Here is a 14,796-nt window from a genome sequence, read left to right on the forward strand (position 1 = left end):
TTCGATCCAAATCCGTCTTCAATGCGACTGAACCTGCAAGGCGACGCCATATTTGACGATCGTCTTGACGGGCTGTTCCGGCCGTTCGGTGGTTTCGCTCTCGTTCGTATTGGAATCGGCCATGCTGCGGAGGATCAGCGACAATTGGCCGATACGCTGCGCCAGGATGAGAATCGATGCCTGTCTCGGCGTGACTTCGAGCGTCGCGCTCGTGCCCGAGACGACGCGCTCATTGTTTTTTTCCTGAACCGTCTGGCCGATGGCGAGAACCCTTATGTTCGTCAAAATGGGCTCGGTGACATAGCCGTCGCCGCCGGCTTTCGCCGTTGCGTCGTCATGGATCGTGTGAAGAACGTCGACGTGATCGTTCGGCAAGATGAAGCCGCCGGCCGTATTGGAGCCGCTGGCTTCGATGTTGATGGAGACCGCTCGCATGCCGGGCGTCAGTATCGCCGCCATGAAATTCGAATTCGCGCCCTTAACCAGACGCTCGCGGCGGAACGGTTCGCCCTCGGAGAAATTGCTGCGCACCACCGAGCCATTGACCTCGTTCATCGCGTCTGGCGAAGAACTTTTGCGAATGACACCTTCAGGCACATTGGCCTTGGGCCAGCTCTGCCAGCGCATGTCCGCCGGCGTGAGAACGGAACCGAAGGTCAACTCACGCGCTGCGACCAGCACGTCGTCCGTAGCGACCGTAGGGGCGGCGGGAACAGGAGCCGGCGCTTCCGGCGGTTTCGAGCTGCTGGCCAAGTAGGCCGCGGCAAGACCGGCCACCAGAGCCACACCCAAAACTGCTAACCGAGCTACTTTCATTTTTCAGGGTCAATCCGTTCGCACGTCTTCATTTGACGCGGACGGAATTGGACCATGCAAAGGTCAAATTAAGGTTAATCAATTCTGTAAAATTGGAGTTCTCTCAGGGGAGGCGGGGGTCTTAGACCTGCGGCAAGGAGGCGGCGCTTAGCCAGATACCGGTATCCGGGTAGATCATAAGCCCGGCAATGGCGAGCGCGATGCCATAGGGAACGCCATTGTTGCGATCATGCAGGCGTGCAACCCATTGCTGCGCGTAGAGCCATTGCGGCAAAGGCCACCTACGAAGCTGAAGGAAGAAAAGCGTAAGGCCGCCGCCGAGCAGAGCGGTCAGCAGGCTGTAATCGGCGAGATGGTCCCAGCCGACCCAAAGCGCCGTAGCGGCGCAGAGTTTGGCGTCACCGCCGCCAATCCAGCCGAACGCAAAAAGCGTGAAAGTGCATATGAGCACGGCAAACCCGCAGGACAGATGCAGGCCGAATTCGGCGAGCGGCATCTGAATGGCGTAGGCGAGCCCGCAGAAGATCACGACCAAAGCGATCGAGACCCGATTCGAGATCGTCATCGTAAACAGATCCGAAAAGGCCGCGAAGACCATGAGGCCGGGGAAAAATATCAGCGTCGCCGTTTCAAGGATCATCTGTCGGTCCATCATGCAGCTCGGCCCGAAGGCTTAAAGCCCTGCCTTCCGGCAAAGGCCAAATTCCTGCTGGCGGAAGCTGGTGCAGGAACGTCCCGAGGCCAGCCTTAAACATCTCATATCGTTTGGAACGTAAACCAAACTCATTGACCGTTCGTTTACGGATCACGCCGCGCATGGAGCCTCCAGATACGTTGAAGCCCCCATACTAAGCGCTGCCCGACGGCAGCGCTTGTACGGAGGCTTAAACAGATCGGCTACTCTCAAGTCTCTGGAAAAGATCCGGAGCTTAGGTGAGGTTGGCAGCGATGGCGTTGAACTTCGCCGAAAGCTTGGTGCCGACCGTCGTGATCGTGGCGATAATCACAACAGCGATCAAACCCGCGATCAGACCGTATTCAATTGCCGTTGCGCCGGATTGATCCTGTGAAAAGCGCGACAGTAAATTCTTCATCTGTTTGCTCCTGATTCCCAATCTCCAAGGCCAGCCCTCTTCATAGTCAAGTCGACTGGATGAAATGAAAGCTATCGGCTGGTGATTGCAAACGCGTTAATCCGAAGAATGAAAACAGCGTGACGGCTAACTATATTTTATTGGTTAAACGATCCTGAACAGCCTTGTGAAAGCTTAATTGACCCGTGTTAATATCCACATGTCCGTCATTATTACATAAATTTCTAAGTGTTATTACTTATGATAGCGCCAAAGGAACGGGCGTCTGGCATGATGTTGCTGCGACAGAGGATTCAACCGATGGCGTGCGGAGAAGTGCCGCGCACTGCCCGTTCGGGGAGCCCCCTCCCGCGCACGCACGTCTTTAGACTTCATTCACTATTCTAGGTTTTATTGCGGATAGCACCCCCCCTTCGCGCATTAGGCAGGCCATGCGTTTGTCGCAACGTTTCGCAGCTTGGCTGGCACCAAAGTCGTTTCCGTTTCAGGCTGTCCTCATCTTGGCGCTGGCTTGCGCATCTCCGGCTGTCGCGAATACGGACAAGATCGTCGTGACCGTAGATCAGGCCCGGATCGTCAAGATCCCCGCCAATGCCAGGACGCTCGTGATCGGCAATCCGATCATCGCAGACGTGACCTTGCAGAACGGCGTCATGATCGTCACGGGCAAAGGCTTCGGCCAAACCAATTTCATCGCATTGGACGAGGCCGGAAATCCGGTGGCAGAATCGATGATCGAGGTGATCGGGGGCACCAATGCCCTCGTGGTTCAACGCGGCATGGACCAGCAGTCCTATTCATGCGCGCCAAGGTGCGAGCCGACCGTCAAACTTGGCGACGATCCCAAATATATGGGCGAAATCTCCGGTCAGGTCCAAGCGCATAGCGCTGCCTCCGGCGGCCACTAAACACGGCCAGGGCTTTGACGAGAGGCACACGCTCCAAGTATTCGTCCAGACGCATGATCTCATCCGAAAACTCTGCAACTTTTTGGGATCATGCTTAGAGCGTCTGATTATAGGCGCCGACTTCCGGGTTTTCCCGCAGCACCCGATCAACGGCTGTAAACATCTCGCGCATCCGCGCTTCCGACACCGGGCTCTCTACGACAACCACGAGCTCCGGCTTGTTGGACGAGGCACGCACAAGTCCCCAGGTTCCGTCTTCCGCCGTGATGCGCACGCCATTCACGGTGACAAGATCGCGAATCTTCGAGCCGATGATCGTCTCGGCTTTGTCCTGCATGGCCTTGAAGCGCGCAAGCACACGCTCGACCACCTCATATTTGATTTCGTCGGCGCAATGCGGCGACATGGTCGGCGAGCCCCATGTCTTCGGCAGATCGGCGTAGAGCATGCTCATCGACTTCTGCGGATTGCGGTCGAGCATGTCGATGATCTGGATCGCGGTCACGAGCCCGTCGTCATAGCCGCGTCCGACCGGCGCATTGAAGAAGAAATGGCCGGATTTCTCGAAGCCTGCGAGCGCCTTCAGATCGGTGACGCGGCGCTTGATATAGGAATGCCCGGTCTTCCAATAATCCGCCTTGGCGCCGCGTTCGATCAACACGGGATCGGTTGAAAAAAGCCCTGTCGATTTCACATCGACCACGAAAGTCGCGCCCGGATGGAGCTTCGACAAATCGCGCGCAAGCATGACGCCGATCTTATCGGCGAAAATCTCTTCGCCCTTCCCGTCGACCACGCCGCAGCGATCGCCGTCGCCGTCGAAGCCAAGCCCGATATCGGCACCGGTCTCGCGCACCTTATCGGCTATGGCATGCAGCATTTTCAGATCTTCGGGATTGGGATTATAGCGCGGAAAATTATAGTCGAGCTCGGTATCGAGCGGGATCACCTCACAGCCGAGCTTCGCCAGAACCGCCGGGGCAAAAGCCCCCGCCGTGCCATTGCCGCAGGCAGCCACCACTTTGAGCTTGCGCGCGATCTTGGGCCGGTCGGTGAGATCGGCCATGTAGCGGGCCGGAAAATCCGGAACGAAGCGATAGGCGCCGCCATCCGCATAGCGGAACTTGCCGGAGAGCACGATGTCCTTCAGCGCGCCCATCTCGTCGGGCCCGAAGGTCACTGGCCGCTGCGCACCGATTTTGACGCCCGTCCAGCCATTGTCATTATGCGAGGCCGTGACCATCGCAACGGCCGGCACGTCGAGCGCGAATTGCGCGAAATAGGCCATGGGCGAAAGTGCGAGCCCGATGTCGTGCACTTTGCAGCCGGCCGCCATGAGCCCGGTCATCAGCGCATATTTGATCGAGGCCGAATAGGCGCGAAAATCATGGCCCGTCACGATCTCGGGCTTCACGCCCATGTCGTGCAGAAGCGTGCCTATGCCGAGGCCCAGCGCCTGCACGCCCATGAGATTGATTTCTTTTTCGAAGAGCCAGCGCGCGTCATATTCGCGAAAGCCCGTGGGCTTCACCATGGGCTGGGTTTCATAGGCATATGTATTCGGCGTCAATTGCGGCACGGGCATCGGAAACATGGGAGATCCTGAACGGCGGGATAGGCGCGGTCCTAAACCATTCTTCCCGCCAATCAAATAGGCCGCATTCCGGCGCGCAAAAGAAAAGCCTTCCCGCACGAGGCAGGAAGGCTAAGTTTCTACCCGGGGATACGGGTATTAGGTATTATTCCGCGGCGACGGAAGACGGCTTGGTCTTGTCCTTGAACTGCGCGCTCTCGGTCGATTCACCCATCGCGGTGGTGGAAGATGCGCCGCCAGAGATGGCAACCGACACGGCATCGAAATAGCCGGTGCCGACTTCGCGCTGATGCCGCGTTGCCGAATAGCCCTTGGCCTCAAGGTCGAACTCGGCCTGCTGAAGCTCCGAATAGGCGTCCATGCCGCGATCCTTGTAGCCGAGCGCCAGCTCGTACATGGAGAGGTTCAGCGAGTGAAAGCCTGCCAGCGTCACGAACTGATACTTGTAGCCCATGGCACCCAGCTCGCGCTGGAACTTCTCGATGGTCGCCTTATCCAGCTTGGCGCGCCAGTTGAACGACGGCGAGCAATTGTAGGCGAGCAGCTTGCCCGGGAACTTCTTATGGACCGCTTCCGCGAACTCACGGGCTTCGCCGAGATCCGGGTGCGAGGTTTCCCACCACAGCATGTCGGAGACCTCGGCATAGGCGAGGCCCCGCGAGATGCAATGGGCAAGGCCGGTGCCGTCCTTCAGGCGGTAGAAGCCTTCCGGCGTGCGGCTGTCCGGGATGATGAAGGGACGATCGCGCTCATCCACATCCGAAGTGATGAGCTTCGCCGATTCAGCGTCCGTACGGGCGACGACGAGCGTGGGCACGCCCATGACGTCAGCGGCGAGACGCGCCGCCGAGAGGCTGCGCTCATGCTGCGCCGTCGGAAGCAGAACCTTGCCGCCGAGATGGCCGCATTTCTTTTCCGACGCGAGCTGATCCTCGAAATGAACCGCCGCGACGCCCGCTTCGATATAGGCCTTCATGATCTCGAAGACATTGAGCGGACCGCCGAAGCCGGCTTCCGCGTCGGCGATGATCGGCAGGAACCAGTCGCGCGTCACATTGCCTTCGGCGTGCTCGATCTCATCGACGCGCTTGAAGGTCTTGTTGATCTTGCGGGCGAGTTCCGGGCCTGAGTTCGCCGGATAGAGCGATTGATCCGGATACATGGCGCCGGCCACATTGGCGTCGGCCGCGACCTGCCAGCCGGAGAGATAGATGGCCTCCAATCCGGCGCGTGCCATCTGCATCGCCTGATTGCCGGTGACGGCGCCCAGCGAATGCACATAGGGCCGCTCCTGCATCAGCTTCCAGAGCTTATTGGCGGAGCGCTCGGCCAGCGTATAGGCGATCGGGAAGGAGCCGCGCAGCCGCTTTACCTCTTCGGGACCATAGGGACGGCGGATTCCGTCGAAGCGCCCGGCCGGCGCCGAGGGGATAAGGTCCTGAAAGCTTTCTGTTGTGCTCATGCGAGGCTCCGATATTAACAGAAATTGACAAAAATTGCGGCTTACGCCGCATGTCACCCCAGATATCGCTCATAGCTGCACTCTTGCAAGCTGCGAAAAGGAGGAATAAAGTCGCCTTGTCATGATAAGACACGTCATTCTTGTCGATTTGAAAATACTTTACAAATGGTAGAGACAATCTCCCGCAAAGTCTTCGCTGGCCCCAGGCTTAAGCGCCTGCGCCGTGAGCGCCAGCTCACCCAGGCGCGCATGGCCGAGGATCTCGACGTCTCGCCGAGCTACCTGAACCTGATGGAGCGCAACCAGCGGCCGATCACGGTCCAGGTTCTCATCCGCCTCACCGATGTCTATGGCGTCGACCCGCGCGACTTCATGGTGGCCGAAAGCGACCAGGCTCTGGGCGAATTGGACCAGATTCTCGCCGATCCGCTTCTGCGCGAGACATCCGTCTCGCGCGTCGATCTCCAGGATGCCGCCGAACATTCGCCGGCGCTTCTCATCGCCATGCAGCGGCTCTATCGCGCCTATACGGCTTTGCGCGAGGCCAATGAGGAAGGCTTCGCCTCGGGCCGCGACCCCGACCGCGCAGAACCTTTCGTAGCCGAAAGCCCGATCGACCGGGTGCGCAGTCTCTTGCACGAGGCGCGCAATTATTTCCCGCAGCTCGATGAAGCGGCCGAAACGCTCGCCGCGGATTTCGCGCTTGCAGGCCACGAGCCGCTCTTTGCCATCTCCGAACATTTGCGCACGCGCCACGGCATCCGCGTCAGGATCATGCCGCTCGACGTGATGGGCGACAGGTTGCGCTGGTACGATCATCATCGAAGGCAGCTTCTCATCTCGGAAGTGATGGATCAATCGGGACGCACCTTTCAGGCCGCGCATCAATTGGCCTTCGCCGAATTCAACGGTCTTTTGAGCGAATTGGCCACGACGCTCGAACCGAATGACGAGACGACGCGGCGCCTTCTGCGCATCACGCTCGCGAATTATTTCGCCGGTGCGCTGATGATGCCCTATGGCCGCTTTCACGAGGCGGCCGAACTCATGGGCTACGATATCGAGATTCTATCGGCCCGCTTCGGCGCGAGCGTCGAGCAGGTGGTGCACAGGCTCACCACTTTGGCGCGGCCGACGGCGCGCGGCATCCCCTTCTTTCTGGTGCGCGTCGATATCGCGGGCAATGTGTCAAAGCGCTTTTCGTCCGGACGCTTTCCCTTCGCCCATTCGGGCGGTACCTGCCCGCTCTGGAACGTGCACGCGGCCTTCGCCGAGCCCAACCGCATCCTGACCCAAGTCGTCGAATTGACCGACGGCTCACAATATTTCTCGATCGCCCGCACGGTGCGCCGTTCCGTGACCCCTTGGGGCGCGGTCGAGCCGCAATTCGCGATCGGGCTTGGCTGCGACATCAAATATGCGCCGCGCCTCACCTATGCGAAACGCCTCGACCTCAATGCTTTGGAGGTGACGCCGATCGGCATCAATTGCAGGCTTTGCGAGCGTCCCGCCTGCCCGCAACGTGCGGCAGCGCCGGCGGCGCGGGCGCTCCTCATCGACGAGACCATGCGCAATGTCTCGCCTTTCACGTTCAAGGATTTGTAGAAGCGCTAATAAGCTCCCTCATGCTGAGGAGGCTGCATAGCAGCCGTCTCGAAGCACGAAGGAGCGACTTGAGATGGCAGCGCACGTCAGAAACGCTTGCCGCCCTCGTCCTTCGAGGCTCGCCATAGCCCGTTGCTTGCGACAGGCGTCGCTTCGCAACACCCTATGGCTCGCACCTCATCAGGGTGAGGGCTAAACGGGAAGGAGCTGGCAGAAAACTCAGTAGCAGCCCGGATATCCGCATCCGCCACCGGCCGCAGCCGCGCCGGCAGCGGCGGCGCCTAAACCCAGAATGCCAAGCCCCACGGCGGCGCCGGGGTTGACACCATATCCGCCGCCATAGCCATAGCCGCGATATCCATATCCGCCGCGATAGCCATAACGGTGATAACCGCCACGATAGGCGCCATGGTAGCCGCCATGATACCCACCATGAACCCCGCCGACGCGGCCCCTGAATGCGAAAGCCTCGGTCGAAACGCTCGCGACCATAATGGTTGCGGCGGCAGCAATGGAAATGATGGTCCGATACGACATGGCGTTTCCTCCTCGGGTGAATTTTTACGGGATTAAGATCCGTCGTTATATTCACTGCCTGTGGGACAGCCCGCATTGAACCAGCGACAACAGGCTACGAAAAATAGCCCGGTCTCATTCATATGGAGTGGAGCGACACCAATACGAAGGTCGGCGGGGATCATTTCGCTCTTCGCGTGATGTTAAGCCTAATGCCCGGCAGCAAGCTTCAGCGCGGCGCCTATTCTTTGAAGTGTCACTGAAGCAGCCGTAATCGGACTCTAGAACCTGATGAGCAGGCTGCCCTTGACCGAATGGTCCTGGACACCTTGGGCGATTTGGCCCGTATAAGAGATGCCGATCGTGGCCAGCGGCGCGACGCGGAGATCGAGGCCGGTTTCGACCAGCGCGGCGTCACGCGCGAGCGGCACGCCTGCAACGGCGAATGGCGAGACGCTGCCTTCGAATGCCAGCACGGCGTCCGGTTTCACGTCGCCGAAGGCATGCTGCCAGGAGGCTGAGGCGCGCGGCGTCAGCACCATTCCGTTCGGCAGGATATAATTTGTCGCGATGCGGGCGCCGAGCGTGGAATAGCCGACATTGTTCTGGCTGCTCAATCCGTTGAGCGCCGCCATGGTGCTGCCTGTCTCGAGGAAGCTGTCGGTGCTCAAATGCACCCAGGCGAGGCCCGCGAAGGGCTCGGCCGCGATGGTACCGAGCGCCATGCCATAACCGACCTCGCTGAAGACTTGCGCCGTCACGGCGCCATAACGCGCGCTTGCATTATCGCCGAAGCCCGGGAAGATGATCGAGCGGTCTGTGCTGACAGTGCTCACACTTATCGCGGAGCCGGCGCGAAAATTCCAAGGACCGTAATTGCCGCCCGCATAAGTCCCAATATGCGTGGTATCGATATTGGCGGAGCTTGCACGGCCGCTGTCGTTCACGCTCGAATTTGTGTAGCCTCCGGCGATGCCGGCGCGCCAATTTTCGCCGAAGCGGCGATCAACGCCGGTGAAGAAGCCGGCGAGATCGCGGCTGACGGTGGCAACATTGCTGTCGCCGCTGAGTCTGCCCCAGGCACCGACGCCTTGCGCCCACCAGGCCGTCTCCGGAACCGGCACGCCAAGCGGCAGAATGCTGGGAAGGAGCGGCGCGCTGCCGCGCGCATCGGCATAGGCCATGGGCGCAGCAGCGGGATCGGCATGCGCGACAAAGCCCGCAGCAGACTCCGCATAGGCCACCTGCGGTCCGCCAGAGCCAAGTGCCGACATCGGCCCCACGGCATTGTCGTAACCCATCTGGCGCATGCGCCCAAGCACGGCCTGACGGACGTAGCGGCTGTCATCGACCATAACCGCCTGCGCGCTCGCATGGACCTCGCCCGAAAGCGCATTGAACGCCTGCTGCGCGCCCGCGGCCGATGTCTGCATCAGCACCGCCTGATAGAGAGGGCTATTTGGAGGAAGCCCTGCGAGAGCGACGGCGACATTGGTCTGGTTCGGCGTCACGGCTGCACTGAGAAAGGAACGTGTTTGCTGAAAGTCCAACAGCACCGAGTCCGGCGTGTAGGTCAGCTGCGGGTTGAGGAAGACGAAATTGGAAGAGGCGCCCGAGAAGGTGCCGCTGACGCCGCCCTGCGCCGTCAGGATCGTATAAGTGTGGTTGACGGCGGCCGTGCCGGAGACTTGCACGTTGCCACCCGCCAATGTCGCATGGCCGGTTGCTGCGATGAGGTCCGATTGTCCTGCCTGGTTCACTTCGACCTGGTAGACCGAGCCCGCGGCGAAGCCGACATTGCCGGCGACGTGCAACGTCCCGATGGAATTGCCCGGCGCGACGGTTCCGCCACTCGCGACGTTGAGCCCGCCAATCGTGCCGCTGCCCATCAAAGTGCCGCCGGAATTGACAGAAACCGTCGATGCCAGCGAACCGTTCACATCGAGGATGCCACCATTGATATTGGTCGGACCCGTATAGGTGCTGGTCCCGGTGAGGGCCAAGACGCCACCGCCTATTTTGGTCAACCCGCCCGTCCCGCCGATAGCCCCCGAGAAGCTCGTCGAGGTGCCGTCATTGCCGCTGGTGAGCGTCGCCGATCCAAGCGCGACGGTGCCCGAGCCTGCAAGCGAGCCAATCGCATTGTTGAAGTTGTTGAGGTCGAGCGTCGCACCGGTCGCGATCGTATAAGCGCTGCTTTGTGAAAAGACATTCGCGGCGGCGACCTGAAGCGTCCCCGCACTGACGAAAGTCGGACCGGCATAAGTGCCCGGTCCCGAAAGGGTCAGGATGCCCGCGCCCAACTTGGTCACCGAGCCCATGCCGGAGATCGCACCGGAGAAGGCTGAGGCATTGGACCTGTTGAAAACCAGCGCCGCGTTGTCGATGACGTCTCCGACGATCGAACCGGTCGTGCCGCCATTGCCGATCTGCAGCGTGCCGCCGGCGATCGTCGTTGCGCCCCCATAGATGTTCGCGCCAGTCAGAACCAGCGTGCCCGCGCCGATTTTAGTAAAGCCGCCGGCGCCAGACATCACGCCGCCGAATGTCGCACCAAAGCCGTTGGTATCGATGATCGAACCCGTGCCCGTAAGACCCATTGCGACGTTGGTGGTCAGGGCGGAGCCGATGACCTGAAGCGCACCGCCTCCAAGGTTCAGGCTGCCCGTGCCGGTGATGCCATTCGTGCCTCCAACCTGTAGGAGACCGCCGTTCAAATTATAGGTTGCAACACCGGAGACGCCGACAGTGAGGACGCCGCCCGAGATCGTTACCAGACCGCCAGTCTGGTTCACGGTGCCGGTGGACCCTGCGAGGAGCGCGATCCTCAGGCCAGCCCCAAAATTCGCGGTGCCGCCAGTCATACTGTAGGTGCCCGTGCCGGAATTGCCGATGATCACCGGCGCGGCGGCAATCAAGGTTCCGCCGCTCTGGGTGAGAAAGCCGACCCCGCCGACATCCATGCCGAAAGCCGCTCCCAACCCGCCGATTTCCAATGTTCCGGCCAGAAGGTTATAGGTGCCAGTTCCTCCTCCGCCCGGCCCGGCGGATGCGTTGCTGCCGAATTGGGCGATGTTGGCGACATTTAAGGTAACCGAGGTATCGGCACCGTTCTGCGTAATGGTTCCGATGCCCAAATTATCGCCGACATACAATTGACCATTGGCTCCGGCGGAGATGGACTCGAAATCGAGGATGGCATTGCCGGAGATATTTACATTGCCAACGCCGCCGGCGCTGCCGCCGATATAGACGGTCGCGCCCCGGTCCTGCAGCACGGCGGTACCGGTCAGATTATAGGTGCCGGTGCCATTCGCGACACCAACGTTCAGTGCGCCCGCCGACACGGAGACTGTGCCGCCCGACTGATTGAACGTCCCGTTCGCCGCGGTTGTCCCAAAAGGATAGCCGATGGACATGCTGCCAAAGACGCCAGGGGTCGCACCCGAATCGTTGATCGTCACGGCTCCGCTCGTCATGTTGACGATGCCATTGCCGCCATCGAGGCCGATATTGAACTGGGTTCCAGCGTTGGTGACATTGAAGATTAAGGACGCGCCATTGATGTTCAGGGTGCCGGTGTGCCCAAAGCCCATATTGAATTCGCCGGGGTTATTTGTCTGACCGAAGGAAACGGTTGTTCCCGCGCCGAGCGTCGTTGTTCCGTCGGCCACGTTGGTGCCGATGCCTAAGGTGCCGAAGGTCAGATTGATCGACGTGGCCGACCCCGGGAGCGTCAGAGATGTCCCCGCGTCAATCGTTCCGGCCGTCGAAGCGTCGATCGTGTCCGCGTGCCCGGGCTGGGTTGCCACTACGACAGCGGCATCGAATTGCGCTTGATTGTTGACCACTATCGTCGCGGCCCGTGTCGGCGCAGCAATGAGAGCCGAGACAGCCGCAATCGATAAAAACGAGATCTTCATCAAAGACCGATTGCACTTCAATGCTGTCAAACGCTGCCCTGGCGACACAAAAACTTCGGATGCCCCGAGCCTCTCAAACCAAGTCATGCCCCACACCAAACTCTCAAACTCAGTATCGAAAATGACGAGTCGCAAGCTCGGAGTTTGAGCAGCCAACGACCAGTATTCCGCAGGCGCGCCGCGAGGTGAGCGGCTATTTGGTTCGGCCGATTTGCTTCAAGCCGCGCCCCGAAACTCGGACCTCGGTGCAAAGCCAAATTCAGATCGAGCGGCAAAACTTGGCCGCACGGCAGCGCTCCTCCGCTTCGCCGAAATCGGAGAAGCGGGACTGAAATCGTGGTCGGCTATCGGGCCACGATTGTTTGTCGAAGATTACGGCTCCGAGGAAACCATTTCAGATGAAACAATCACTTAATAGGTCTAGTCTGCGCTAGTCATTTTTCAATTCTCACAAAGTTGTGAGCAGAGAATGGTATGTAATACCCATGTTTATACGCAAAACTACGTATCATAATTAAATGTAACTCAGTTTTTATACTTAAGTTTTTAGCGCACTTGGCGCTGATAACACACACACTGCAAACCGGGTCGAAATGGATGAGCGAACCGATTACGGTAAACGCGCGTGAAGCTCGTGACTTTTTCGAGGCGGAAGCGGCCGCGCGAAAATGGCCACGGCGGAGCCGGAATGGAATAGGGAAAACAGCCACCTGCCGTGCTGGCGATCGACGATCACCTATTTCTTGACTTCACGCCCTCCGAAGGTTTCTATTATCGGACAGGCCGTTCGGAAAACAGAACGGTATCGCTTCAGGCATTCCAGGGTGAATATTTTCCCTTTTAACAGAGCCGGGCAATCGCGCGAGGCGGATGCGCCGCAGAGTCTCGTCGCGCATTTCGGCGCCGACCGGCCGCTCAAGATGGACGCGGGCGTGCTGCTCAGCCCGCTCACCGTCGCCTATCAGACCTACGGCACGCTCAACGCGCAGAAATCCAACGCCATTCTCGTCTGCCACGCTTTGACCGGCGATCAGCATGTTGCCAATACGCATCCGGTCACCGGCAAGCCCGGCTGGTGGGAGATCATGGTCGGCCCCGGCCGCCCGATCGACACCGACCGCTATTTCGTCATCTCGTCCAATGTCGTCGGCGGCTGCATGGGCACGACCGGACCGTCCTCGACAAATCCGGCGACCGGCCGCGCTTACGGCCTCGACCTGCCGGTCGTCACCATCAAGGACATGGTGCGTGCGCAAGCCATGCTGGTCGATCATCTCGGCATCGATACGCTCTGCTGCGTCGTCGGCGGCTCGATGGGCGGCATGCAGGTTCTGCAATGGGCGGCGAGCTATCCCGAGCGCGTCTTCGCCGCCATGCCGATTGCGACGGCGGCGCGGCATTCCTCGCAAAATATCGCCTTTCACGAAGTCGGCCGCCAGGCGATCATGGCCGATCCCGACTGGTGCAAGGGCCGCTATCTCGACGAGGGCCGGCAGCCGACGAAGGGTCTCGCAGTCGCCCGCATGGCCGCGCATATCACCTATATGTCGGATGAAGCGCTGCAGCGAAAATTCGGCCGCAAGCTGCAAGACCGCATCGCGCCGACCTTCTCCTTCGACGCGGATTTTCAGATCGAGAATTATCTGCGCTATCAAGGATCGAGCTTCGTCGATCGCTTCGATGCGAATTCCTATCTCTATGTCACGCGCGCCTGCGATTATTTCGATCTCGCCGAGGATTATGGCGGCTCGCTGGCGCTTGCCTTCAAAGGCTCGAAGACGCGCTTTTGCGTCGTTTCGTTCAACTCGGACTGGCTTTATCCGACGGCGGCCTCGCGCGCCATCGTTCATGCGCTGAATGCCGGCGGTGCGTCGGTCTCCTTCGTCGACATCGAGACCGAGCGTGGCCATGATGCCTTCCTGCTCGACGTGCCCGACTTCATCGCGACGACGCGCGGCTTTCTCGAAGCGGCGGCGCGTGCGCGGGGCATTCCTCCCGCGGCCGGCGGGAGTGACTAGGCGTGACCAAATTGGCCAGCAAGCCCGTCGGAGAAAAACTCTCCCGCGCGGGCCGTCTCGATCTTCTGCTCGTTGCCGATATGGTTGAAGCGCGCAGCCGTGTGCTTGACGTCGGTTGCGGCGACGGCTCGCTGCTGAGGCTCCTGTCGGAAGAGCGCGGCGTGGACGCGCGGGGGATAGAACTCTCCCAGAAAGGCGTCAATGATTGCGTGGCGAAAGGCCTCTCCGTCATCCAGGGCGATGCCGATACCGATCTCGCCGATTATCCCGACGATGCCTTCGACTATGTGATCTTGTCGCAGACGCTGCAGGCAACCCGGCATCCGCGCAAAGTGCTAGAGCACATGCTGCGCATCGGCCGCCATGCCATCGTGTCCTTTCCGAATTTCGGCCATTGGCGCATCAGGTTTCAGGTCGCCTTGCGCGGCCGGATGCCGATCACCGACAATCTCGCGCTGCCCTGGTACGACACGCCCAATATTCACTTCTGCACGATCCGCGATTTTGTGAGCCTCGTCGACGAGATCGGCGCCAAAATCGAACGCGGCGTGGCGCTCGACCATTTCGGCACGCCCTTACAGCTCAATCTGCCCTGGTGGGTGTGGAATCTCTTCGGCGAACAAGGCGTTTTCCGCCTGACCCGCGTGAAATAAGGCGGCGGTAGGCAAATAAAAAAAGGGTTGCTACAAACGCGCCATCGGAGAAGATGTCCGATCCGGAATCGAAAGCGCTCATTCTTTGAATGAGAATAAGACTAAAGCGGGATAAGGAAAAGTTTTCCGACGCAATGAATTTGCGCAGAGCGCGTAAACTTCATTGCGATATCCCGCTTCAAACTAAGAGAAATAATCGACGCGCGC

General features: G+C 59.9%; 12 protein-coding genes. 4 read left to right on the forward strand and 8 right to left on the reverse strand.

Going from position 1 to position 14,796, the window contains the following annotated elements; genetic code table 11:
* Positions 1-18: 18 nt before the first annotated feature.
* The 4 genes from cpaB to A3OQ_RS0101585 form a co-directional block, all read right to left on the reverse strand.
* Complete coding sequence (cpaB, locus tag A3OQ_RS0101575) at positions 19-816, reverse strand: Flp pilus assembly protein CpaB (protein WP_026595375.1); 798 nt, start codon at positions 814-816, stop codon at positions 19-21.
* A 121-nt stretch (positions 817-937) separates the two neighbouring features.
* Positions 938-1,456: an A24 family peptidase gene (locus tag A3OQ_RS0101580; protein WP_026595376.1), complete on the reverse strand. Its 519-nt coding sequence runs from the start codon at positions 1,454-1,456 to the stop codon at positions 938-940.
* Positions 1,446-1,634 carry a hypothetical protein gene (locus tag A3OQ_RS24240; RefSeq protein ID WP_152428278.1) on the reverse strand — a complete coding sequence of 63 codons (189 nt, stop codon included), beginning with the start codon at positions 1,632-1,634 and terminating at the stop codon, positions 1,446-1,448. The genes A3OQ_RS0101580 and A3OQ_RS24240 overlap by 11 nt, the downstream gene beginning before the upstream one ends.
* Positions 1,635-1,745: 111 nt before the next feature.
* A complete protein-coding gene (locus tag A3OQ_RS0101585) occupies positions 1,746-1,910 on the reverse strand; it encodes a Flp family type IVb pilin (protein ID WP_020173596.1) in 165 nt (54 codons plus the stop codon).
* Positions 1,911-2,341: 431 nt separating this feature from the next.
* On the opposite strand from A3OQ_RS0101585, the gene A3OQ_RS0101590 reads away from it, so the two are divergent.
* On the forward strand, positions 2,342-2,818 hold the full coding sequence (locus A3OQ_RS0101590; protein ID WP_020173597.1) for a pilus assembly protein N-terminal domain-containing protein: 477 nt from the start codon (positions 2,342-2,344) through the stop codon (positions 2,816-2,818).
* A 94-nt stretch (positions 2,819-2,912) separates the two neighbouring features.
* Here the strand turns inward: A3OQ_RS0101590 and A3OQ_RS0101595 are convergent, their stop codons facing one another.
* Both A3OQ_RS0101595 and aceA read right to left on the reverse strand, forming a co-directional pair.
* Complete coding sequence (locus tag A3OQ_RS0101595; protein WP_020173598.1) at positions 2,913-4,412, reverse strand: phosphomannomutase/phosphoglucomutase; 1,500 nt, start codon at positions 4,410-4,412, stop codon at positions 2,913-2,915.
* Positions 4,413-4,557: 145 nt separating this feature from the next.
* A complete protein-coding gene (gene aceA / locus A3OQ_RS0101600; protein WP_020173599.1) occupies positions 4,558-5,874 on the reverse strand; it encodes an isocitrate lyase in 1,317 nt (438 codons plus the stop codon).
* 165 nt (positions 5,875-6,039) lie between these two features.
* On the opposite strand from aceA, the gene A3OQ_RS0101605 reads away from it, so the two are divergent.
* Positions 6,040-7,479, forward strand: coding sequence for a helix-turn-helix domain-containing protein (locus tag A3OQ_RS0101605; RefSeq protein WP_020173600.1), 1,440 nt, complete (start codon positions 6,040-6,042; stop codon positions 7,477-7,479).
* Between the two features lie 219 nt (positions 7,480-7,698).
* On the opposite strand, the gene A3OQ_RS0101610 is transcribed toward A3OQ_RS0101605, so the two are convergent.
* Both A3OQ_RS0101610 and A3OQ_RS0101620 read right to left on the reverse strand, forming a co-directional pair.
* Positions 7,699-8,016, reverse strand: coding sequence for a hypothetical protein (locus A3OQ_RS0101610; RefSeq protein ID WP_020173601.1), 318 nt, complete (start codon positions 8,014-8,016; stop codon positions 7,699-7,701).
* 260 nt (positions 8,017-8,276) lie between these two features.
* Positions 8,277-11,948, reverse strand: a complete 3,672-nt coding sequence (locus tag A3OQ_RS0101620) for an autotransporter domain-containing protein (protein ID WP_210162188.1) — start codon at positions 11,946-11,948, stop codon at positions 8,277-8,279.
* 794 nt (positions 11,949-12,742) lie between these two features.
* Between A3OQ_RS0101620 and metX the strand changes: the two genes are divergently transcribed.
* Both metX and metW read left to right on the forward strand, forming a co-directional pair.
* The gene (gene metX, locus A3OQ_RS0101625; RefSeq protein ID WP_020173605.1) at positions 12,743-13,936 is read left to right on the forward strand and encodes a homoserine O-acetyltransferase MetX; all 1,194 of its coding nucleotides are present in this window, start codon (positions 12,743-12,745) and stop codon (positions 13,934-13,936) included.
* A 2-nt stretch (positions 13,937-13,938) separates the two neighbouring features.
* Complete coding sequence (gene metW, locus A3OQ_RS0101630; protein ID WP_020173606.1) at positions 13,939-14,589, forward strand: methionine biosynthesis protein MetW; 651 nt, start codon at positions 13,939-13,941, stop codon at positions 14,587-14,589.
* Positions 14,590-14,796 lie beyond the last annotated feature (207 nt).

Source organism: Methyloferula stellata AR4 (assembly GCF_000385335.1).
GTDB classification, from domain to species: domain Bacteria; phylum Pseudomonadota; class Alphaproteobacteria; order Rhizobiales; family Beijerinckiaceae; genus Methyloferula; species Methyloferula stellata.